Annotated in this window: 18 protein-coding genes; 10 read left to right on the top strand and 8 right to left on the bottom strand. The window is 70.9% G+C overall.

The genetic code is table 11. The features are described from left to right. Position 1: 1 nt before the first annotated feature. On the bottom strand, positions 2-880 hold the full coding sequence (locus tag ACFXB5_RS19945; protein WP_385209590.1) for a universal stress protein: 879 nt from the start codon (positions 878-880) through the stop codon (positions 2-4). Positions 881-1,074: 194 nt separating this feature from the next. Here ACFXB5_RS19945 and ACFXB5_RS19940 point away from each other — a divergent pair, with 194 nt between their 5' ends. Beyond that, positions 1,075-3,711 (top strand): cation-translocating P-type ATPase, encoded by a 2,637-nt coding sequence (locus tag ACFXB5_RS19940; protein WP_385209519.1) that lies wholly within the window; start codon positions 1,075-1,077, stop codon positions 3,709-3,711. A gap of 30 nt (positions 3,712-3,741) precedes the next feature. Here the strand turns inward: ACFXB5_RS19940 and ACFXB5_RS19935 are convergent, their stop codons facing one another. Genes ACFXB5_RS19935 through ACFXB5_RS19925 form a run of 3 tightly spaced genes read right to left on the bottom strand, consistent with a single transcriptional unit; the run spans position 3,742 to position 6,371 of the window. After that, the gene (locus tag ACFXB5_RS19935) at positions 3,742-4,473 is read right to left on the bottom strand and encodes an FAD:protein FMN transferase (RefSeq protein ID WP_385209587.1); all 732 of its coding nucleotides are present in this window, start codon (positions 4,471-4,473) and stop codon (positions 3,742-3,744) included. Between the two features lie 43 nt (positions 4,474-4,516). After that, on the bottom strand, positions 4,517-4,969 hold the full coding sequence (locus ACFXB5_RS19930; RefSeq protein WP_385209516.1) for an FMN-binding protein: 453 nt from the start codon (positions 4,967-4,969) through the stop codon (positions 4,517-4,519). A 37-nt stretch (positions 4,970-5,006) separates the two neighbouring features. Further along, complete coding sequence (locus ACFXB5_RS19925) at positions 5,007-6,371, bottom strand: ferric reductase-like transmembrane domain-containing protein (RefSeq protein WP_385209513.1); 1,365 nt, start codon at positions 6,369-6,371, stop codon at positions 5,007-5,009. Between the two features lie 148 nt (positions 6,372-6,519). Here ACFXB5_RS19925 and ACFXB5_RS19920 point away from each other — a divergent pair, with 148 nt between their 5' ends. Continuing rightward, the gene (locus tag ACFXB5_RS19920; protein WP_385209510.1) at positions 6,520-7,254 is read left to right on the top strand and encodes a response regulator transcription factor; all 735 of its coding nucleotides are present in this window, start codon (positions 6,520-6,522) and stop codon (positions 7,252-7,254) included. Next, entirely contained in the window at positions 7,251-8,729 is a 1,479-nt protein-coding gene (locus ACFXB5_RS19915) for an ATP-binding protein (protein ID WP_385209507.1), read from the top strand. The genes ACFXB5_RS19920 and ACFXB5_RS19915 overlap by 4 nt, the downstream gene beginning before the upstream one ends. A gap of 75 nt (positions 8,730-8,804) precedes the next feature. On the opposite strand, the gene ACFXB5_RS19910 is transcribed toward ACFXB5_RS19915, so the two are convergent. Beyond that, complete coding sequence (locus ACFXB5_RS19910) at positions 8,805-9,383, bottom strand: TetR/AcrR family transcriptional regulator (RefSeq protein WP_385209504.1); 579 nt, start codon at positions 9,381-9,383, stop codon at positions 8,805-8,807. Positions 9,384-9,466: 83 nt separating this feature from the next. On the opposite strand from ACFXB5_RS19910, the gene ACFXB5_RS19905 reads away from it, so the two are divergent. Further along, on the top strand, positions 9,467-10,354 hold the full coding sequence (locus ACFXB5_RS19905) for an aldo/keto reductase (RefSeq protein ID WP_385209501.1): 888 nt from the start codon (positions 9,467-9,469) through the stop codon (positions 10,352-10,354). Between the two features lie 29 nt (positions 10,355-10,383). Here the strand turns inward: ACFXB5_RS19905 and ACFXB5_RS19900 are convergent, their stop codons facing one another. Beyond that, positions 10,384-11,124 carry a GntR family transcriptional regulator gene (locus tag ACFXB5_RS19900; protein ID WP_385209498.1) on the bottom strand — a complete coding sequence of 247 codons (741 nt, stop codon included), beginning with the start codon at positions 11,122-11,124 and terminating at the stop codon, positions 10,384-10,386. A gap of 105 nt (positions 11,125-11,229) precedes the next feature. Here ACFXB5_RS19900 and ACFXB5_RS19895 point away from each other — a divergent pair, with 105 nt between their 5' ends. The 3 genes from ACFXB5_RS19895 to ACFXB5_RS19885 are packed head-to-tail and all read left to right on the top strand — an operon-like array spanning position 11,230 to position 17,071. After that, positions 11,230-14,622, top strand: a complete 3,393-nt coding sequence (locus tag ACFXB5_RS19895) for a molybdopterin-dependent oxidoreductase (protein WP_385209495.1) — start codon at positions 11,230-11,232, stop codon at positions 14,620-14,622. A 29-nt stretch (positions 14,623-14,651) separates the two neighbouring features. Continuing rightward, positions 14,652-15,617 carry an ornithine cyclodeaminase family protein gene (locus tag ACFXB5_RS19890; RefSeq protein WP_385209492.1) on the top strand — a complete coding sequence of 322 codons (966 nt, stop codon included), beginning with the start codon at positions 14,652-14,654 and terminating at the stop codon, positions 15,615-15,617. Further along, entirely contained in the window at positions 15,614-17,071 is a 1,458-nt protein-coding gene (locus ACFXB5_RS19885) for a short-chain fatty acid transporter (RefSeq protein ID WP_385209489.1), read from the top strand. Before ACFXB5_RS19890 ends, ACFXB5_RS19885 begins: the two co-directional genes overlap by 4 nt. Before the next feature lie 371 nt (positions 17,072-17,442). On the opposite strand, the gene ACFXB5_RS19880 is transcribed toward ACFXB5_RS19885, so the two are convergent. Beyond that, on the bottom strand, positions 17,443-18,636 hold the full coding sequence (locus ACFXB5_RS19880; RefSeq protein ID WP_385209487.1) for an MFS transporter: 1,194 nt from the start codon (positions 18,634-18,636) through the stop codon (positions 17,443-17,445). Between ACFXB5_RS19880 and ACFXB5_RS19875 the strand changes: the two genes are divergently transcribed. Then, on the top strand, positions 18,629-18,835 hold the full coding sequence (locus tag ACFXB5_RS19875; RefSeq protein ID WP_385209484.1) for a hypothetical protein: 207 nt from the start codon (positions 18,629-18,631) through the stop codon (positions 18,833-18,835). The genes ACFXB5_RS19880 and ACFXB5_RS19875 overlap by 8 nt on opposite strands. 34 nt (positions 18,836-18,869) lie before the next feature. On the opposite strand, the gene ACFXB5_RS19870 is transcribed toward ACFXB5_RS19875, so the two are convergent. Next, positions 18,870-19,079, bottom strand: a complete 210-nt coding sequence (locus ACFXB5_RS19870; RefSeq protein WP_385209481.1) for a hypothetical protein — start codon at positions 19,077-19,079, stop codon at positions 18,870-18,872. A gap of 685 nt (positions 19,080-19,764) precedes the next feature. On the opposite strand from ACFXB5_RS19870, the gene ACFXB5_RS19865 reads away from it, so the two are divergent. Next, complete coding sequence (locus ACFXB5_RS19865) at positions 19,765-20,007, top strand: hypothetical protein (RefSeq protein WP_201846368.1); 243 nt, start codon at positions 19,765-19,767, stop codon at positions 20,005-20,007. Between the two features lie 13 nt (positions 20,008-20,020). Beyond that, entirely contained in the window at positions 20,021-20,803 is a 783-nt protein-coding gene (locus ACFXB5_RS19860) for a helix-turn-helix domain-containing protein (RefSeq protein WP_385209478.1), read from the top strand. The last annotated feature ends 20 nt before the right edge of the window (positions 20,804-20,823 follow it).

Genomic DNA, 20,823 nt, shown 5'->3' with positions numbered 1-20,823 from the left:
GTCACACCTGCTGCGGCACGATCACGACCGGGCATGCGGAGCGGTGGAGTACGGCGTGGCTGACCCGGCCGAGCTGCAGCCCGATGTGGTCATGGCGCCGGAGGGCGCCGACGACCAGCAGATCGGCCTGCTCCGAGACGTCCAGCAGGACCCGGTGTGCCGCTCCTTCGACGACTTCGCGATGGACCGTGATGTCGTCGTGCTCGCGCTCGACCTGGTCCAGCACCTCGCTGAGGACGCCCGCCGCCTGCTCCTCGTAGATCAGGCCGCTCGCCTCACGCTCCAGCGGCGACTGGCCCGCGTGGGGGCGCGCGGGGCGCCGCCAGGAGCGTACGGCGTGCAGCGCGGCGTCCCGCGCCCGCGCCTCACGGAAGGCGAACCGTACGGCCGCCGACCCTTCCACCAGGTCGCCGACCGCGAGGACCACGCGCCGCAGGGCGCCCGCGCGGTTCTTCTCCCCGCCCCGGACCACGGCCACCGGGGAGACGGCACGTGCCGCCACGGCCAGGCTGACCGACCCCAGAAGCGTCTCCGCGATCGCGCCTCTGCCACGGGAGCCCGTGACCACGGCGAACGCCTCACGGCTCTGCTCCAGCAGCGCCATCACGGTGTCCTCGGCCAGGACCTCGGCGGACACCTTCACGTCAGGGTTACGCAACGTCGCACGTTCCGCGCAGGCCGCGACGATGTTCTCGGCCGCTACATCCCCGGTCGGACGGTCGGTGCCGAACGAGGGCAGGCGTCCCTCGTACCGTTCCCATCGGGAAGCGTTGACCAGATGCAAGGGCAGTTCATGGCGTGCCGCCTCGTCCACGGCCCAGTCCACGGCCTGCAGGCTGGACTCCGATCCATCGACACCCACGACCAGCGGGAGCGCCATCATCCCCACCGCCTTTCCTGCGGTCGATTCATCCGCATTCGGGGTACCCCGTGACCACGGGACACACCGCCCAGCTTCTTGACTCGGACCGATCGGGTCCGATGGTGGACCGTGCGCGGCTTCGGCTCGGGCCCCCGTTGCCGGTCCCGGGGGCGCCGGATGCGATCCGGGAACATCGGCCACACGATGAAGGCATGCCGACCCCTCGCCCTGCCGAGCGCTTTGCCGCAGGCCTGTCGCGGGAGGAAGCGGCGCGGCGGCTGGGGGAGTACGGGGCCAATGTCGTCGCCCGGGAACGGCGCACCCCGGTGTGGCGCCGTGTGCTGCGGCAGTTGCGCGACCCGCTGATCGTGGTGTTGCTCGTGGCCGCCGTGCTGACCCTGACCACAGGAGATCTCCCGGACGCCTTGGTGATCCTGCTCGTCATCACCGTGAACACCGTGGCCGGAGTCGTCCAGGAGGTGAGGGCGGAACGGGCCGTGGCCGCCCTGACGGCCCTCAGCGCGCCCACCGCCCGGGTGATACGCGACGGCGGGGAGTCTTCCGTACCGGCTGCCGACGTCGTGCCGGGAGACCTGGTCCTGCTGGGCGAGGGGGACATCGTGCCCGCGGACGGTGAGGTCATCGACGCGGCACTGCTCCTGGTCGACGAGTCGGCGCTGACGGGCGAGTCCGTCCCGGTGGAGAAGGCCACCGGCGCGAACCGGCCGCCGTCCACGAGCCCGGCGGACACGAGCCCGGCGGACACGGTCTCGGCGGGCACGGTGGTCGTCCGCGGCCGTGGCCGGGTCCGGATCACCGGAACCGGCCCGGACAGCGCGCTCGGCCGGATCGCCGCGCTGATGGGAACCGCGCCCGGACTGACCCCGCTGCAGCGTCGACTGGCCCGGTTCGGCAGGGTGCTGGCGGCCGTCACCGTCGCACTGTGCGCGGTGGTGCTCGCCCTGGGCCTGGTTCGCGGGCAGCCGGTCGAGCTGATGGTCGTGGCCGCGATCAGCCTCGCCGTCGCCGCCGTACCCGAGTCCCTGCCCGCCGTGGTCACCCTCGCCCTGGCCCTCGGGGCGCGGCGGATGGCGGAGCGACGCGCCATCGTCCGGCGGCTGCCCGCGGTGGAGACCCTGGGCTCGGTCACGGTGCTCGCCACCGACAAGACCGGCACCCTGACCGAGGGCCGGATGGCCGCGGAGAGGCTGTGGACCCCCCAGGGTGAGGCCACGGTCAGCGGCATCGGTTACAGCCCCGAAGGCCGCGTCACACGCGATGGCCACCCGGCGACCGTGCGCGACGCCCCGGACCTGGCCGCGCTGCTGCGCGCCTCGATGCTGTGCAACGACGCCGCGCTGGAGCCTCCGTCGGACGGTGACGAACGGTGGCGTGCGATGGGCGACCCCACCGAGGCGGCCCTGCTCGCGGCAGGGGCCAGACTCGGCCTGGACCGGGCCGCGCTGGAACGCGAACTGCCACGGGTCGACGAGATCCCCTTCGACAGCGCACGCAAGCGCATGACAACGGTGCACCGCGCGCCCGGCGGCGGACTGCGGGTCATGTGCAAGGGAGCCCCTGAGGTCATGCTCCGGCCGCCGGTCCTCTCCGATCCCCCGGACACCTGGACTCGGGCCGCCGCCCAGGCCGAGACCCTGGCCCGCGACGGATACCGTGTCCTCGCCATCGCGTCGGCCGACCACGACGACACACGGCCCCGGAGCCCCGACGCCTGGGAATCGGGACTTTCGCTGCTCGGCCTGGTCGGCATCCTCGACCCGCCGCGCGACACCTCCCGGACCACCATCACAGCGTGCGAACACGCCGGCATCACCCCGGTCCTCATCACCGGCGACCACCCTCTCACCGCACGGGCGGTGGCCGCGCGTGCGGGCATCGTGGCCCGGGAGGACGAGGTCACCACGGGCGAACGGATCCGCCACGGCACCGCGGGCTCGCTGACCGCCTTGCGCGTCTACGCCCGGACCACGCCCGATCAGAAGCTGGACATCGTCCAGGCGTGGCGCGCCTCGGGGCAGGTGGTGGCGATGACCGGCGACGGCGTCAACGACGGCCCCGCGCTGCGCCGCGCGGACATCGGCGTGGCCATGGGACAGCGCGGGACCGAGGTGGCCCGCCAGGCGGCCGACCTCGTGCTCGCCGACGACAACCTGGCCAGCGTCGTCGCCGCCGTCGAGGAAGGCCGCCGTGTCTACGCCAATGTGCGCCGGTTCCTGCTCTACGCCCTCGCCGGAGGAACGGCGGAAATCCTGGTCATGCTCCTCGGCCCGTTCCTCGGCATGCCCCTGCCCCTGCTCCCCGCCCAGATCCTGTGGATCAACCTGCTCACCCACGGCCTCCCCGGTGTGGCGATGGGAGCCGAACCCGTGGAACCGGGGGTGATGCGCCACCCACCGCGCCCGCCCGAGGAGAGCGTCCTGGGCGCCGGACTCTGGCCGCGGCTCCTGGCCATGGGGGTCATCGTCGCCGGTGTCACTCTGGCCGCCGGAGTCTGGGCGCGGGAGACCGGCCGCCCCTGGCAGTCCATGATGTTCCTGATCCTGGGCGCCACCCAGCTCGGCGTCGCGCTGGGCTCCCGGGCCCGCCCGGGCAGCCTCGCCAACCCATTCCTGCTGCTGGCCGTGGGCACGGCCCTGGTCCTGCAAGTGGCGGGCGTCTATCTCCCGCCCCTGCGCGCCCTGCTGGGTACGGAGCCACTGCCACCTGTCGACCTCGCCATCGCCGGTGCGCTCTCCGGCCTGGGGCATGTCGTCATGCGCGGGCAGAGACGGCTCTTCCCGGCGCGCCCGCCCGGCGCCCGCTCGGCACCCGGCCCGGCCCATGGGTGAACCGGCCGACGGCCGGGTGGTGGCGCAGCCTCAGGGGCCTGCCCCGTTGGCCGCGGGAAAGCCCGGGGTGCGCCAGATCTCGCCCGCCGCGGTGATCCCCAGCCCCTCGTGGCCGTCCAGCGCCTCGACCCAGTCACGGGCCCCGGCGCCCATGGCGAACGCGGCCGTGGCGTAGGCGTCGGTCCGGGTGAGGTCGTGGCCGGTCAGGGTGAGGGAGGCCAGGGTGGTGGCGGGCTCACCGGTGTGCGGGTCCAGGATGTGTGGGCCGCGCTCGGCCGTCCCCGAGGTGGCGACGGCCAGATCGCGACCGGTGACCACGGCGGCCAGCTTCCCGGGGCGGGTGGGGTGGGCGATGCCGATCCGCCAGGGCATGCCGGGGGCGGCCTCGCCGCGCAGCTGGATGTCGCCGCCGCCGTTGACGCAGGTGTTGTGGGCGCCCGCCGCGTACAGCATCCGCGAGACCCGCTCGATCGCCCAGCCCTTGACCAATCCGGACGGGTCGAGCCGGCCGCCGGGGGTGTGGCTGAACCAGCCGCCGGTGGCGTGCGCCACCTCCTCGCACAGCGCCATCACCTCGGCCACGTCCGGCCCGTACCGCTCCGGAACCGGCTCGCCACGGCCCAGGCGGCTGATCGCGCTGCCGGGGCGGTAGGTCGAGAAGACCTCGTCCACGTGGTGCAACCAGGCCACGGCCTCCTTCAGGGCCCGGCGGACGGGTGGGGTGACCGGGTCGCGGAGGCCGAAGGAGAACACCGTTCCCATGGCGTGCTCGACGTGGCGTAGCCCGCACGCGCGGGCGGACACCTCAGACACCGGCCTTGTCCAGTGCGCTCTGCAGGGACCGGGTGTACCCCTCGCTGGTGTACGTGGCACCGGAGACCGCGTCGATGTGCGCGCTCTGGGCGCTCAGCGCCTCCTGCGTCAGCCGGGGCACGGCGTCCGCGGCGATCTGCTGGGAGCGGGGGCGGTCGGACGGAGTCCGGAGCGCCTTGACGGCGGTGATCCTGCCGTTGGAGAGCGTGACGGACACCTGGACCGGTCCGTACGAGGTATTCATCACGCTGCCGGTGTACGTGCCGGAGGCGCCGCCGTTCGAGGGCCGGCCCCCGGCCGGCGCGGGGGACGACGACGCTCCCGGTGCCCCGGAGGAGGGTGGCGACGCCGCCATGTCCGGGGCCGGGTTCTGGTGCGGTTTGAGCGAGAGCAGCAGGATCACTCCCGCCACGGTGGATACGGTGGTCACGGCGGCCTTGCGCACGGTCTGACTCCTGTTCGTCGGGGAGGTGGATCGCGGCTCAGAGCGCGAACGACTCGTGGTGGATACGGCCGCGTGGCACCCCGGCCCCGCGCAGGGCCGCGGACGCGGCCTCGGTCATCCCGGGCGGCCCGCACAGGTAGACGTCGCGCTCGGCGAGGTCGGGCACCAGACCGCGCAGCGCCTCCGGAGTCAGCGGCGAGGAGTAGGCGGCGGGTTCGTCCACGATGTAGTGGACGGCCGCCCCGCGCGCGGCGGCGAGCGCATCGAGCTCGCCGCGCAGGGCCAGGTCCTCGGGACGCCGGGCCCGGTAGACCAGGATCACCTCGCCCGGCAGCGTCTCGAAGAGCGTCCGCAGCGGGGTGATCCCGACGCCGCCGCCCAGCAGGAGGGTCTTGCGGGCGCGGCGGCGGCGCGCGGTGAAAGCCCCGTACGGCCCTTCGGCGAGTACCCGGGTGCCGGGCCGGAGATGGGCCAGGGCCGCGCTGTGGCCACCGGACGCCTTGACCGTGATCCGCAGATAGGCGGGGTGCGGCGCGGCCGAGAGGGAGTACGGATTGGCGGCCCACCACAGGCCGCGGGTCAGAAACCGCCAGCGGAAGAACTGGCCCGGCTCCGCGCGCAGCTCCTCCAGCCTGCTGCCCGACAGATACACCGATACGACGCCCGGGGCCTCGGGCCGGACCTCGGTGACGTACAGCCGGTGGCGCAGCGCCCGGCGCACCGGGACGGCGAACCGGTACCAGGCCAGCAGCGCCGCCACCACGATGTAGAGGGCGTACCAGACGACCTGAGCGGGTCGGTTTCCGGTGAAGTCGGCTCCGTCGGAGAGCTGGTGCCCGAAGGCCAGGAAGACCGCGAGATAGGTCGCGAAGTGCAGAAGGTGCCAGGTCTCGTAAGGGATGCGACGGCGCACGGCGCGCGCGGACACCATCGCGGTGATGAGAAACAGCAGGAAGCCGATCGTCCCCTTGAGCAGATCCGGGTAGTGGAGGACCAGGGTGGCGGTCTGGTCCAGCACGCCGGTGTGCGACTCCAGCGAGTACCCCCAGACGATCAGCAGGACGTGGGCACAGGCCAGCGAGATCGTGTAACGGCCGCCCAGGGCGTGCCAGCGGGCCAGCCGGTCAGTGCCGATGGCGCGGTCCAGCAGCGGTACGCGCGCCATCAACAGCAGCAGGATCGCGCAGGCGTAACCGGCGAGCAGTCCGGTGATCCGCCCCGCACCGGTCAGCCAGCCGACGGCGCCGACGACCGAGGGGGTGTCCTTCCACCACAGCGCCAGGACAGCGGCGGCCCCGCCCCAGATCATCAGGTGCGCGAGGGCCGGGACGGGGCTGGGCGGGCGCGGTGCCGACCGGGACGGGCGGGTCCTGGCCGGGGCCGGCGGCGTCGTGCTGGTCATGGGAGTCCTCTCGGCGACGTGCCCGGTCAGCGTCACCGGCGAAGCTCTGAGGACCCTATGAACCCGGGCGGACACGTTCGGATTCAGAGGAAACTCAGAGGAAGGGCGGGCCTCGGCACAGTGCACCGCGAGGGATGCTGGATTCATCATGGATACGCACTCCACCGGCCGCTTTCTGCTGCGCCCCGATGGCGCCAGGGTCCGCGTCCACGTCGTCGACGACGAGCCCGATCTGAACGAGGTGCTGTCGGGGGCGCTGCGCTACGAGGGCTGGGAGGTCCGTACCGCCGCCGACGGCGGGTCCGCGCTGGACGCCGCGCGGGCGTTCCGGCCGGACGCGGTGGTGCTCGACTGGATGCTGCCGGACACCGACGGGCTGGCGGTGCTGCGCGCGGTGCGGGCGGAGCTGCCGGATGTGTGTGTGCTCTTCCTGACCGCGCGGGACGCGGTGGAGGACCGGATCGCAGGGCTGACGGCGGGCGGTGACGACTATGTGACCAAGCCGTTCAGCCTGGAGGAGGTGCTGGCCCGGCTGCGCGGGCTGCTGCGCCGGGCCGGGATGGCGCGGGAGCCGGGGGACGACCGGCTGGTGGTCGCGGATCTCGTGATGGACGAGCAGGCGCGGGAGGTGACCCGCGGGGGTGTGGCCGTGGAGCTGTCCCGCACCGAGTTCGAGCTGCTGCGGTTCCTGATGCGCAACCCCCGCCGGGTGCTGTCCAAGGCGCAGATCCTGGACCGGGTGTGGAGCTACGACTTCGGCGGCCAGGCCCATGTGGTCGAGCTGTACATCAGCTATCTGCGCAAGAAGCTCGACGCGGGGCGGGCGCCGCTGATCCACACCGTGCGCGGGGTCGGCTACGTCCTGAAGGCGGAGGTTTCATGACGCGGCCGCTCACCAGGTGGCTGTCGTGGTGGCCGCCCCGTACGCTGCGTGCCCGGCTGACCGCCGGGCTGGTGGTGCTGCTGGCGGTGGCGAGTCTGGCGGTGGGGCTGACCACGGTGTTCGCGCTGGAGGGATTTCTGGTGCGCCGGCTGGACCAGCAGCTGACGGCGACCGGAGGCCGGTTCCCGGCCAGCCTGGAACACGGTGAGCGGCACCCCGACGCCGACAACGCGCCCGACACCCGCGGCCAGTCGGACCGCACCTTCGGCGCCCGGCTGCTGCGCGGTACGACGACCGATGCCGCCGTGGTGCGCGACCAGACGGACGCCGCCGTGCCGCTGACCGGCGCCGACCGGCGGGTCCTGGCGGGGCTTCCGGTGGACGGCGACGGTCACAGCGTGCGTCTGTCCGCGCTCGGCGGCTACCGCGTGGTCGCCGTCCACGGAGACGACGGGGATGTCCTGGTCACCGGGCTGCCACTGCGTCCGGTGGAGGAGACCGTGCACCGGCTGGAGATCGTGGAGACCGTGGTGTTCGGCAGCGCGCTGCTGGTCACCGGGGTGGCCGGGGCGCTGTGGGTACGGCTGTCGCTGCGGCCGCTGCGACGAGTGACCACGACCGCCGCCTGGGTGGCCGAGCTGCCGCTGGCCAGCGGTGAGGTGGCCATGCCGCCACCGGTGCCGGACATCGATCCGCGCACCGAGGTCGGCCAGGTGGGCACCGCGCTCAACCGCATGCTCGGCCACGTCGGGGACGCGCTGGCCCGTCGCCAGGCGAGCGAGGAACGGTTGCGGCACTTCGCCGCCGACGCCAGCCATGAGTTGCGCACCCCGGTGGCATCCGTCCGCGGCCACGCCGAGCTGGCGCTGCGCCATCCGGGCCCGGTACCGGACGAGGTGCGGCACGCGCTGGAGCGGATCCAGGCCGAGTCGGAGCGGATGTCCACGCTGGTGGACGATCTGCTGCTGCTCGCCCGGCTCGACGCCGGACGGCCACTGGCCCGCCGATCGGTCGATCTGACCCGGTTGGTACTGGACGCGACGGGCGACGCACGGGCCGCCGGGCCGGACCATCACTGGACGCTGGAGCTGGCCGAGGAACCGGTGACGGTGCTCGGCGACGAGCACCGGCTCCAGCAGGTGGTGGGCAACCTGCTGACCAACGTCCGTACCCACACCCCGCCCGGCACCCGGGTCACGGTCCGGCTGAGACCGGCCGGCGAGGACTGGGTGGAATTCAGCGTGGCGGACGACGGGCCGGGGGTCCCCGAGTCGCTCCAGGACGAGGTGTTCGAGCGGTTCGCCCGCGCGGACCCGGGGCGGGCGCGGACCGCAGGCGGCACCGGACTGGGTCTGGCGATCGTCCGGGCCGTCACCGCGGCGCACGGCGGCACGGTCCTGCTGACCAGCGAACCGGGCGCCACCGTCTTCCGGGCCCGGCTACCCCGCCGCACCACGGCACCCGATCCGGGCTGACGTGACACCGCAAGAGGACCACGGCCGGAGATCGTCCAGATCACGCTCTCGACACTGAGAAGAGCCCGGACCCCGTCAGCCGCGCTTCGCTGACGTTCCGGCCCGCAAGCCGTCGACGAGCAGGTCGAGCATCCGCCCGGCCTGCTCGCGGTCGTCGGTCGCGAGGAAGATCCCTACCAGGGTGCTGACGACATCGTCGGGGCGCACGTCTGCCCGGAGCGTGCCCTCCCGCGCCCCGGCGGCGATCAGCGTGCCGACGGCGCCGTTGATGTCCGCTCGCGCGCGGGCGGAGGCGACCGTGCCCTCGGCGGTGATCGCCTTGAGCGCCTCGGCCATGCCGCGCTTGGTGGCGATGAAGTCGGCGTAGTCGTCCATCCACGTGCGCAGTGCGGTGACGGGCTCGTGCTCGGCGAGCAGCGGCTCCACACGGGAGCACAACTGCGCGCGCTCGGCGCGGTAGACCGCCTCGATCAGCGCCTCGCGGGTCGGGTAGTGCCGGTAGAGCGTGCCGATCCCGACGCCGGCCTCGCGGGCGACGGCCTCCAGAGTCGGCGTCTGTCCGGCGGTGAAGGCGGCGCGGGCCACCTCGAGGAGGCGGTCCCGGTTGCGCTGGGCGTCGGCCCGCAGGCGTGGTTCACGGTCGGCAGCGGCCATGAAGCGGAGGCACCTCCGATTGTGCTACGTTGCGGAGGACCCTCCGCTTAACCGTGAGCCTACCGTTCCACGGGAGTCCCACCATGACCACCACTCGCACCACTTCGGGCGCACGCCCACACCCCGGCGGGCTCACGTCTCTCGCCGGACGTCCCGTCGCCCGCATCGGCTACGGCGCGATGCAGCTCGAGCACGGTGACGACGAGCCCGCCCTCGCCGTGCTGCGCCGGGCCGTCGAGCTGGGCGTCGACCACATCGACACCGCCGAGTTCTACGGAGCGGGCCGCGTCAACGCGCGCATCCGGGCCGCACTGCATCCCTACCCCGAGCACCTGGTGCTGGCCGGCAAGGTCGGTGCCACCAGCGACCCGGGCGGCCAATACGGGCTACGTCCGGCGCAAAAACCCGCCGAACTGCGCTCCGAGCTGACGGCGAACCTGCGCACACTGGGCGCCGAGCGCCTCGACGTGGTCAACATCTACCCGATGTACCGGACGCCAGGAATCCCCGCCGACCAGCGAGTCGACTTCGACGACCAGCTCGCCGAGCTGATCGCCCTGCGCGACGCCGGGCTGCTCGGCGGAATCGGCCTCAGCCACGTCGACGCCGACCAGCTACGGCACGCCCTGCCGGCCGGTGTCGTCTGCGTACAGAACGCCTACAGCCTCGTCGACCGTTCGTCCGAGCCCGTGCTCGACCTCTGCCGCGAGCAGGGCATCGCCTGGGCGCCGTACTTCCCGCTCGGGTCGGGGTTCCCGGAGCTGCCGAAGGTCGCCGACCAGCCCGCCGTGCGGGAGGTGGCGACGCGGCTGGGCGCAACCCCGTCCCAGGTCGGGCTGGCATGGGTGCTCACCCGGGGGCCGCGGACGCTCCTCATCCCCGGCACCCGCAGCATCGACCACCTTGAGGAGAACCTCGCGGCCGGCGACGTCATGCTCGATAAGGAGGCGCTGGCCGCGCTGGAGGGATAGCCCGCGCCTCCAGCGCTCCTCGCGGCCACTCAGCCCTCAAGCGCTGAAGTCCCCCGAATGTCATGCTTCCCGCCCGCTCGCGGCCGGCGATCGCCAGCGGGGGAGACGCTGTCAGGTCGGGCCCAGTCGGAGCGGACATGCAGCAGGTGGTGGCGGATCAGGTTCTCCAGGCTGTCCATGTCGTCGCGGGCGATGGCTTCGAGCATGTGATGGTGCTCGTGGGCGGAGTTGTCGAGAACCCCCCGTTCCGCGAGTGCCTCGAGGCCGTACAACCGGGTCTGATCCCGCATCGCGGCGACAGTGGCCACCAAGCGCCGGTTGCCACACAGTTGGAGCAGGCCGAGGTGGAAGCGTCGGTCCGCTTCGAGGAAGCCGACGACATCACCTTCCCGAGCCGTTTTCTCGATCTCGTCCGCGATGACCGTCAGGCGAGTGAGATCCTCAGGCTGGGCATTCGCGGCCGCTTGCAGAGTGCCGGGGACCTCCAACAGCAACCGCATGGTGTAGACCTCGTCGAGGTCGTGTTCGCTCATGGGGATCACTCGGTAGCCGCGGTTGCGGACGGGCTCCATAAGGCCCTCGTTCACCAGTGTCAGCATGGCTTCCCGGACCGGGCTGCTGGAGACACCCAGCCTGGTCGCCAGGGCCGCGGCCGAATAGATGTCTCCCGGTCGGATCTCCCCGGATACCAAGGCCTGTCGGACCAGGGCAAGGACCTGTTCGCGCAGGTTCGTGCGCTGAAGCGGTCCGGTGAGCGCGTCGGGTGCCATCGGCTCTCCGTTCATCTCTTCATCTCTTCTTGACGTGGCTCCCACTTGGATGCATCTTAGCGTCTTACCGGCGACCGGTGGCCGGTAACCGGTTACTCAGGAGTAATGATGACTGAGAAGCACGGATACTGCACTCTGTGCCGCTCTCGATGCGGTGCCGTCTACACCATTGAGGCAGGCGCTCTGCGGGGAGTGCGGCCCGACCCCGAGCATCCGACGGGTGCGGCGATGTGCCCGAAAGGACGGGCGGCACCAGAGATCGTGCACAGCCCCGACCGCCTGACCCAGCCGCTTCGGCGGACCACTCCCAAGTCCGATCCGGACCCCAGGTGGGAGCCCATCGGCTGGGAGGAGGCACTGAGCGAGACCGCCGAAAAGCTGGGACGGATCAAGGCTCAGGACGGCGCGGAAGCTGTGGCCTTCGCCGTGACGTCGCCCAGCGGTACCCCACTGTCGGACTCCATCGACTGGATCGAGCGTTTCATCCGCCTCTTCGGCAGCCCCAACACCTGTTACTCCACTGAAGTCTGCAACTGGCACAAGGACTGGGCCCACGCCTTCACGTTCGGAAGTTCACTGCCGACCGCGGACTTCGCCGCGACAGACCTCGCCGTGCTCTGGGGCCACAACCCCGCCAAGACATGGCTGGCTCAGTCGGCGGCCCTGGCGCGAGCCCGAGCCGATGGAGCCCGCCTGGCGGTCATCGACCCCCGCCGCTCGACCAGTGCGCTGGAAGCGGACCACTGGCTGCGGGTCCGCCCCGGTGCGGACGCGGCCCTCGCCCTGGGCATCGCCCGGCTCGTGCTGGAACGTCACGGCTACGACGACGAATTCGTTCGGGCCTGGACAAACGCTCCCCTGCTCGTTCGCCGTGACACAGGACGCTTTCTGCGTGCCCAAGAGGTCGATCCGGACCTCGACGGCTACGTCGTCTGGGACACCGCTGACGACACCTGGCGGTCATACGACACCCTCCGCGCCGCGCGGGACCCCGGCCGCTTCGCCCTGCACGGCACCCATCGAGTGCGCACCCGCACCGGCGGCACGGTCGACTGCGAGCCCGCCTTCGAGCGGTACCGCGACGCCTGCCGGCCATGGACCGTGGAGGAAACCGCCCGCACCACCGGCATCGAACCGGCGGAGCTGACCGCCTTCGCCGACGCACTCATCCGGGCACGGTCCGTGTCCTACCACGCGTGGACCGGCGTCGGGCAACACGCCAATGCCACCCAGACCGAGCGAGCCATCGCCACGCTGTACGCGCTGACCGGCAGCTACGACACGCCCGGAGGCAACGTCATATGGCCACGGCACGCCCTGAACCCGGCCACCGACCTGACCCAGCTCCCGCACGACCAGCGGGCCAAGGCCCTCGGCATGGCGGAACACCCGCTCGGCCCCCCTGCCCAGGGCTGGATCAGCGGCCGGGATCTGTGCCGCGCGATCCTGTCGCACGATCCCTACCCGGTACGAGCCCTGGTCGGATTCGGCAGCAACCTGGTGCTCTCACAGCCGGATCCGCGACGCACCGCCGCCGCTCTTCGCAACCTCGACTTCTACGTACACCTCGACCTCTTCCCCAACCCCACCTCCCAGTTCGCCGACATTGTGCTTCCGGTCAACAGCCCCTGGGAACACGAGGCGATCAGAGCGGGATTCGAGATCAGCCGGCGGGCTCAGGAACACGTCCAGCTCCGGCCGCGCATGGTGGAGCCGGTGGGCCAGTCCCGCTCCGACACCGAAGTCGTCTTCGACCTCGCGCAGCGTCTGGGCATGGGCGCCGACTTCTTCAACGGCGCCGTCACGGCCGGCTGGAATCATCAACTGGGGCCCCTGGGGCTGACCGTCGACGAACTCCGCCGCCATCCTCGCGGCCTCCGGGTCCCACTCGAAACGGTCTACCGCAAGTACGCCCAGAGCACGGAAGACGGCCAGGTCACCGGGTTCGCCACCCCGACCCGACGGGTCGAGCTGTACTCGGAACGGCTCGCGTCGCACGGCTACTCCGCTGTCCCCATCCATTCCGCGCCCGGTACCGAACCCGACTCCCGCTACCCGTTGTCGCTGACGTGCGCGAAGAACGGCTACTTCTGCCACAGCCAGCACCGCGGGTTGTCCTCCCTGCGTAAGCGCAGCCCGGAACCCACGGTCGACATCAGCGGGGCACTGGCACAGCGGCGCGACATCAGCGATGGCCAGTGGGTGGCGCTGTCCACGCGCATGGGGACGATCCGCATGCGCGCACGTATCGACCACGATCTGCACGAGGACGTCGTATGCGCCGAATACGGCTGGTGGCAGCAGGCTCCGGACCTGGCACTACCGAGTTTCGATCCCTATGACGAAGCCGGCAGCAACTACAACCTCCTGATCGGCGACGACGTACGCGACCCGATCAGCGGTTCGGTGCCGATGAGGTCCGGCAGCTGCGACATCCGGCCCATCGCGACGTCTCATTGGGAAGGAACCAAGGAGTTCGTCATCGTCTCCGCCGTACCGGAGGGAGCCGATGTCCTGGCCTTGAGCATGGAACCCGCCGACGGTTCTGAGCTGCCCGATTTCAGGCCAGGACAGCACATCACCCTCGGCTTCCCCACCACCGGCCCCGCAGGCGCGGAACGATCACCGGCACGCTGCTACTCCCTGACCGGCCCCGCGCAGGACAAGGACCGCACCTCGTACAGCATCGCCGTACGCCGCGTACCGGACGGACAGGTCTCCGGCCAGGTGCACGCGACCGCCCGTGCGGGGAAGCGCGTGCGACTGACGGCGCCGGCAGGACTCTTCGCCATCCCGCCCGACATCAGCCGGCCAGTCGTGCTCCTCGCCTCCGGAATCGGGATCACGCCGTTCATCGGCTACCTCGAGACGCTGGCCCGCAGCGGCGGCGGCGTCCCCGAGGTCGTACTGCACTATGGCAGCCGAAATTCCACCTCACACGCCTTCCGGGACCGCACGAGCGAACTACGGGACGCCATCCCGCAGCTACGCGTCCACACCCACTACAGCCGACCGGAACCCCACGACGCCCTCGGCCGCGACTACCACCACTTCGGACGCATCAGCGCCACCGACGTCGATGCCCGACTCATCGAACGCCGCGCCCGGTTCTACCTCTGCGGACCGGAGGACATGCTCTCCGACCTCACCGTCGGCCTTGTCGCCCGAGGCGTGCCGCGCTTCGACATCTTCGCCGAAAGGTTCCACGCCGCCCCACAGCGCGTCGAGATCCCCGACAGCGCACAGGCCACCGTCCGCTTCACCCGCGCCAACCGCGAGGTCACCTGGCGCAGAGAAGACGGCACTCTGCTGCAACTGGCGGAGCGGGAAGGGATCCGCCTGCCCAGCGGCTGCCGCTTGGGCCAGTGCGAAAGCTGCGCCATCACCGTCCTGGACGGGCGCGTCGCGCATCTGGTCACCCGCCCGGAGGACCTGGCCGACGACCAGTGCCTGACCTGCCAGGCCATGCCCGTGACCGACGTCACTCTCGACGCCTGACCGCTTGACCGCCTGATCGAAAGACGACGATGCTGAATATCGACGCCCAACAGACCATCACCGCACTGCCGTTCCACGACCTCATCCCCGCGCTCCGGCAAGGCTTCGTTCACGGCGCCAGTACTCCGGCCCGCCACCACCACACCGTCGACGCCGACACCGACGCCACCCTCCTGCTCATGCCCGCCTGGTCCCATGGCGAGTTCCTGGGTGTCAAGCTCGTCAACGTCTTCCCCGCCAACGCCCTCCACGGCAGGCCGGCCCTGTCCTCCGCATTCGTCCTGGCCAGCGCCGCCACCGGGGAGCACCTGGCCATCATCGACGGCAATGAACTGACCCGGCGCCGCACCGTGGCGACCTCCGCTCTGGCCGCCACCTACCTCGCACGGCCCGAGAGCACCACCCACCTGGTGGTCGGAGCAGGGCATGTGGGCAGCCTCGTCGCCGAGGCCTACCGCAGCGTCTTCGACATCCGGACAGTGCTCGTCCACGACCGGTCCTCCGGCCACGCCCATCGCCTGGCCGACACCCTGAACCAACAGGGGCTCGATGCCCGTGCCGTCGCCGACCTGGCCCCCGCGGCCGCCGAAGCCGACATCATCAGCTGTGCCACCCTCGCGACCGAGCCCGTCATCAAGGGCGACTGGCTGGAACCCGGCACTCACCTCGACCTCATCGGCAGCTTCCGCCCCACCATGCGAGAGGCTGACGACCAGTGCATACGCCGCGGCACCATTTTCATCGACACGCCACAGGCGCTGCACGAATCCGGTGATCTGACGCAGCCCATCGACGCCGGCCTCCTCACCCCGGACGACATCGCCGGCACCCTGCCCGATCTGTGCGCCGGCACCATCCCCGGCCGCCGCACCCAGGAAGAGATCACCGTCTTCAAAGCGGTCGGCAGCGCACTCGCCGACCTCACCGCCGCCTCGGCGGTCTACCGCTCACACGGCCCGTCCCCCCGGGCCCACACCCGCCAGGAGCCATCATGATCGAGCAGAGGCCCAAAGGGGGCGACGACTCCGCACCGCAGCAACCGCCACGCGATGGATTCCTCGCCCGCGCCGCTACCCGCAGCGCGGCCGTGGCCGAGCGGTGGTTCCCCAACACCCTCGTCTTCGCACTCCTCACCGTGGCTGTCGTGGCCATCGCGGCGATGGGCATCGGATCAGGCCCGGCAAAGGTCGCCTCTGTCTTCGGCAACGGCTTCTGGGACCTGATCCCCTTCACCATGCAGATGGCCATGGTCGCCATCGGCGGTTATGTCGTGGCCACCTCCCGCCCCGTCCAGCGAGTCATCGTCCGCCTGGCCCAGATCCCCGCTACAGAGCGGGGTGCCGTCGCCATGGTCGCCACCATCAGCCTCACCTCCGCCCTGCTGAACTGGGGACTCAGCCTCATCTTCAGCGCCTTGCTGGTCAGGCGCCTGGCCGAACGCGACAATCTGCGCGTCGACTACCGGGCCGCCTCAGCGGCCGCGTACCTCGGCCTGGGCGGCAGCTGGGCGCTCGGTCTCAGCTCCTCGGCCGCTCAGCTCCAGGCCAACGCGGAGAGCCTGTCGCCCTCCCTGCTGTCGATCACCGGCGTCATCCCCTTCCGGGAAACCATCTTCACCTGGCAGTCCCTCACCCTCGCGGCTGTCGTGATCGTCGTCTGCGTGTCCGTCGCCTACCTCACCGCGCCACGTGGCGACAGCGTGCGCACCGCGACCGACCTCGGCATTGACCCCAGCGACCCGGTCGAGGACGACGAGCCCCGCACCCGGCCGGGGGAGTGGCTGGAGTACAGCCCTCTGCTCACCTTCGTTGTCGTCGCCCTTGTCGCCGGATGGGCCGTGCAGGAGTTCGCCGACAAGGACCCCATCGTCGCGATCTCCGCACTCAACACCTACAACCTGCTCTTCCTGACGCTCGGCATGCTGCTGCACTGGCGCCCGCGCCGGTTCCTCGCGGCGGTGACCAAGGCGGTTCCGGCCACAGCCGGCGTGCTCATCCAGTTCCCCTTCTACGCCGGCATCGCCGCCATCATGACCCAGGCCACCAACGGCGGCGGCGACAGCCTGTCCCACTACCTCGCCTCGGCCTTCACCGGCGTCGGATCCTCGACCCTCTTCCCGCTGATGATGGGCGCCTACTCCGTCGTCCTGGGTTTCCTCATCCCCTCCGGCGGCGGGAAGTGGATCATCGAGGCGCCCTACGTCATGCAGGCCGCCAACGACCTCAACGTCAACCTCGGCTGGACCGTCCAGGTCTACAACGCGGCCGAAGCACTTCCCAACCTCATCAACCCGTTCTGGATGCTCCCGCTGCTGGGCGTCCTCGGCCTCAAGGCCCGCGACATCGTCGGCTACACCTTCCTCTACCTCGTCGCCCTGCTGCCCATCGTGCTCGGCCTGCTCACCCTGCTGTCCACCACGCTGCCCTACCACCCGCCTGTCCAGCCCTAGGTCACGGGCCATGTCCGAGCCAACCACCACAATTGGCTAGGCGGAGCAAGGCAACACCTGATCCTTCTCTTGGGGATTCGGCGCAGGCCGCGGGTCCGTCCGGCCGCCCCTGCCTTGGTGAACGGGCTGGGACGGCACGGGCGGCCCCCAGCTCAGGCAACGTTGCTCATGCGGAGTTCCGCGAGCGCGATGCCGTACGTCGCGCAGGATCCGGAGCAGAAGTCGCGGGCGGGCTCGGCCGATCCCGTCATATGGACGCGCACTCAGCCGCGCTGCTGGGGGAAGGCGGTCGGCGGCCTCCTGGCCACAGCCCCCGGTGGGACAGTCGGCCCGTACGGCGTGACCGGTGCTTTCTGCCCGTTCGTCCGCGCTCATGTGTTCACGGGGAAGGCTTCGCGTCGGCCGAAGCCGACGACGACGAGCGTGATGAGGACGAGGGCGACCAGTACTGCGGGAAGCGTTCGGGCACCAAGACCGTCGACGACGACCGCCCCGAGGGCTCCACCGCCGAAGATCGCGGCGTTGAAAGCGGTCGTGAGCATAGCGTTCGCTACATCGGCGTTCTCGCCGGCGGCCGCGCCCATGGCTGTTTGCAGGTGCGTTGCCGCGCCGCCGAAGGCCACTCCCCACAGAGCGATGGCGAGGAGTGCGAAGGAGAGAGAACCCTGGGTGGCCAGGAGAATCGCCCCGGCGACGGCAAAGAGTGCCACGCTCACCAGCGTGAGCCTGCGCAGAGCACGGTCGATGAACAGGCCGGTGATCCAGATCCCGATGAGAGCGGCGACACCGAAGGCGACCAGGGCGAGGTCCGGGCGCAGCGGGAGGTGCGATTCCCGCAGGTAGGGGGCGATGTAGGTGTAGAGAAGGTTGTGGGCGAGCATCCACGTGAAGACGACCACCAGGATGGTGGGCACCCCGGGAAATGTCAGCACTCGCCGGAGTGGCATCTGTGTCTGTGCGCGCTGTCCCGGGGCGTCGGGCACTACGGCGCGGACAGCGATCATGATCAACGCCGCCAGCAATGACATCGCGGCGAAAGACCACCGCCAGCCGAGCGTGCCGCCGAGCCACGCCCCCAGAGGCGTCCCGACGGACAGTGCTACCGGGGTTCCGGCCATGGCGACGGCCAGGGCCCGCCCGGCGTGCTCGGGTGCCGCTATGCGGCGTGCGTAACCGGCGAGCATGCCCCACAGCAGGCCGGAGAAGGCTCCCGCGACGAACCGGGCTGCCAGGGCGAGGGTGAGGGAGGGCGCCAGGGCGGTGACGGCGTTCGCCACCAGGAATCCCCCGAGGCCGGCCAGCAGAAGGCCCCGCCGCCGCAGCTCGCGGGTCAGCGCGGCCGCGGGGATCGCCGCGAGCACCGTGCCGAGCGCATAGGCGCTGACCAACTGGCCCGCGCCGCCTTCGGAGACCCGGAGTCCCGATGCCAGCTGAGGCAGCAGACCGGCCGGCAGCGTCTCAGTCGTGATTACGAGGAATCCGGTGCAGGCCATCATGGCCAGTGCCAGGACGGGAAGGCCCTGCCGGGCATGGGTGGGGGGCGGGGCAAGAGATGTGGTGGCCACGGGGGGCGTCTCCTCGCGAAAGCTGCCGATGCCGGTCCTCGCGACCGGCGGACACAAGGCACTCGCCGAAAGCGTCGCCGACCAGTGGCGCGAGTACGTGACACACGTCGGAGGGAGGGTGCTCCGTGGTTCCGGTCCCTGGGTCACCGAGGAGAAGCCTCGCGAACTGACCAGCATGCTGCGCCAGTTCCTGCGGTGACCGCGTTCGGCGAGTGGCACCATGTGGTTCGATCTCAGTCGAGCATCGTCGGATGCTCTCGAAGGATCCGGTCGGCGAACGACCTGAACGTGGCTTCGATGATGGCGGGCTGGAGAAGGAACTCCTGGGCCTCCCGAGCCAAGGCATCCGGGATGGCAGCAATGGTGCCGCCGGTCGACTCGGCGCGGATCTGGAGCGCGGCGGCATGTTCCATCATCAACGCCAATACGGTGGCTTCTTCCACCGAGCGATGCACGGGCTGGGCGAGGTCGGCAACGCCCTGATCGGGGCGGGTCCGGACACCCGACGGCTGCGCGAGAGTCCCGCTCGTCCCGAAAAGACGGTGGAGTCTTTTTGGTGTGGCCGTACGCGAGTCGCGGGCGGCCACACCAAAGGTCGCCGCCGCTGCAACAACTGACGACCGAATCCCCTGTTGCGTCGAGTGGCAACGGCCGGGGAAGCCTTGTGTGAGATGTTCGGGCCCGGGCGTCACACGCCCATGCGTGTGCGGGGCGCCGTGTGCGCACGGCCAGGGTGGCGCGAAGGAGGGCCTGCTGGATCTCCCCCGTGGACGGCCGGGGTCATCTCCGCCTCCCTTCCGGATAGTTGCGCGGTGCCGTGGCGGGTTACCAGTACAGAGAAGCAGATGAGGGTGGGGGAGACGCAATGCCGATCAAGGCTGCTATGTCGGACAGACGTAGGTGACGGACCCCGCGTCGGTAGTACCGAAGTATCCGGTGACCTGCGGGGCTGCCTGATCGACGTTTCAACTCCAGCTGGGACAAGGTGAAATGAAAGCGCATAAGCGCCTTGTCGCCTCATCCCTTGACAGCCGACCATTTCGCTGAGGTCCCGTATTCGCTGCGCTGCAACGCGGCGGATCCCGTGCCGGGGCCGAGTCGGGTGGCAACGAGCCGAGGGAGAAGAATTTGAACAACGAAATTCCGGTTCACCTGCTGTGTGTGGAGGGCCCCGGCCGGGCCGGCAGCACGCGGCTGCCGGCCCCTGCCGTGGCCGTCGTGATCGTGGTCGTCCTCCTCACCGCCGCGATGGTGGTCTGCCGGATGCCGCTGGAGACGGTCATCAGCACCATCACCGCCGGTGGTCTCCTCGCGGTGGAGCTCCTCCGCCGCGCGATCGCGGCCCTCGCCCCCCGTTCCCGGACTCTGTAGAAGGAGAACCGGAATGGGGCGCACCCTAAGCGCCCCCGCGGAGGCTGATCTCGCCGTCGAGCTGGCGCAGTGGCTGCGGTCGCTGCGCCGGCAGGCGGGACTGACCTACCAGCAGATGGCGCACAAGACGCAGGCCGGCTTCGCACCGGCCACGCTCTGGCGGGCCGCCCGCGGTACCACCGTGGCGCGCTGGCCCGTCGTCGAGGCCTTCGCCACCGCCTGTGGTGGCGATCTGGAGCAGGCTCGCCGGATGTGGGCCGTTGCCGCGGAGCAGCGCCGCTCCCTCCGCTCGGCCGTGCCGGGTGACCGCGGTGAGCCGGTCCTGCGTCCGGAATTCATCCACAACCCGGCGCAGCTGCTCCAGTCGATGCGCGCGATGCAGATCGAGGCCGGTGGCCTGTCCCTGCGGGAACTGGAGGACAGGGCGACTTCCCACGGAGTGACGCTCCTGCCGCACAGCACCGTCGGCGCGGTACTCCGCGGGGAGCGGATGCCCTCGAGAATGCTGCTGATCCACTTCGTTCAGGCGTGTGGCGTCTCCCGCGCGCCCACCGGCGCCTGGGAGGACGCCTGGGCCCGGGCCGACGCCTACCGCCGGTGGGCCACGGGCAGCAACAGCCGTTCGGCGCACCGCGGCGCTCCTGGTGCACAGCACGACGACCATCAGCACATGAGGGCCCGCCTGAACCGCCATGGTCAGGGCGATTGCCCCCGCCCCCCGCCGCGCGCGGGGCGGGGCCCGCGCCCGCCCCCGGGTGGTGTGCCGCGGCAACGGCCCGCCGCGGGTATTAATTAAACCAGAGGTATTAAATAACA

It is taken from the genome of Streptomyces sp. NPDC059455, assembly GCF_042750115.1.
GTDB lineage: Bacteria > Actinomycetota > Actinomycetes > Streptomycetales > Streptomycetaceae > Streptomyces > Streptomyces endocoffeicus.
Note: the sequence above shows the minus strand (reverse complement) of the source record. Positions and strands in the feature narration are given on the sequence as shown.

Bases quoted from the DNA above. Each gene is read 5' to 3' on its own strand.
- ACFXB5_RS19915 (WP_385209507.1), top strand. From the start codon at position 7,251: ATGACGCGGCCGCTCACCAGGTGGCTGTCGTGGTGGCCGCCCCGTACG.
- ACFXB5_RS19935 (WP_385209587.1), bottom strand. From the start codon at position 4,473: ATGGGAACGGTGTTCTCCTTCGGCCTCCGCGACCCGGTCACCCCACCC.
- ACFXB5_RS19945 (WP_385209590.1), bottom strand. From the start codon at position 880: ATGGCGCTCCCGCTGGTCGTGGGTGTCGATGGATCGGAGTCCAGCCTG.
- ACFXB5_RS19900 (WP_385209498.1), bottom strand. From the start codon at position 11,124: ATGGCACCCGACGCGCTCACCGGACCGCTTCAGCGCACGAACCTGCGC.
- ACFXB5_RS19925 (WP_385209513.1), bottom strand. From the start codon at position 6,371: ATGACCAGCACGACGCCGCCGGCCCCGGCCAGGACCCGCCCGTCCCGG.
- ACFXB5_RS19940 (WP_385209519.1), top strand. From the start codon at position 1,075: ATGCCGACCCCTCGCCCTGCCGAGCGCTTTGCCGCAGGCCTGTCGCGG.
- ACFXB5_RS19860 (WP_385209478.1), top strand. From the start codon at position 20,021: ATGGGGCGCACCCTAAGCGCCCCCGCGGAGGCTGATCTCGCCGTCGAG.
- ACFXB5_RS19905 (WP_385209501.1), top strand. From the start codon at position 9,467: ATGACCACCACTCGCACCACTTCGGGCGCACGCCCACACCCCGGCGGG.
- ACFXB5_RS19885 (WP_385209489.1), top strand. From the start codon at position 15,614: ATGATCGAGCAGAGGCCCAAAGGGGGCGACGACTCCGCACCGCAGCAA.
- ACFXB5_RS19890 (WP_385209492.1), top strand. From the start codon at position 14,652: ATGCTGAATATCGACGCCCAACAGACCATCACCGCACTGCCGTTCCAC.
- ACFXB5_RS19895 (WP_385209495.1), top strand. From the start codon at position 11,230: ATGATGACTGAGAAGCACGGATACTGCACTCTGTGCCGCTCTCGATGC.
- ACFXB5_RS19920 (WP_385209510.1), top strand. From the start codon at position 6,520: ATGGATACGCACTCCACCGGCCGCTTTCTGCTGCGCCCCGATGGCGCC.
- ACFXB5_RS19910 (WP_385209504.1), bottom strand. From the start codon at position 9,383: ATGGCCGCTGCCGACCGTGAACCACGCCTGCGGGCCGACGCCCAGCGC.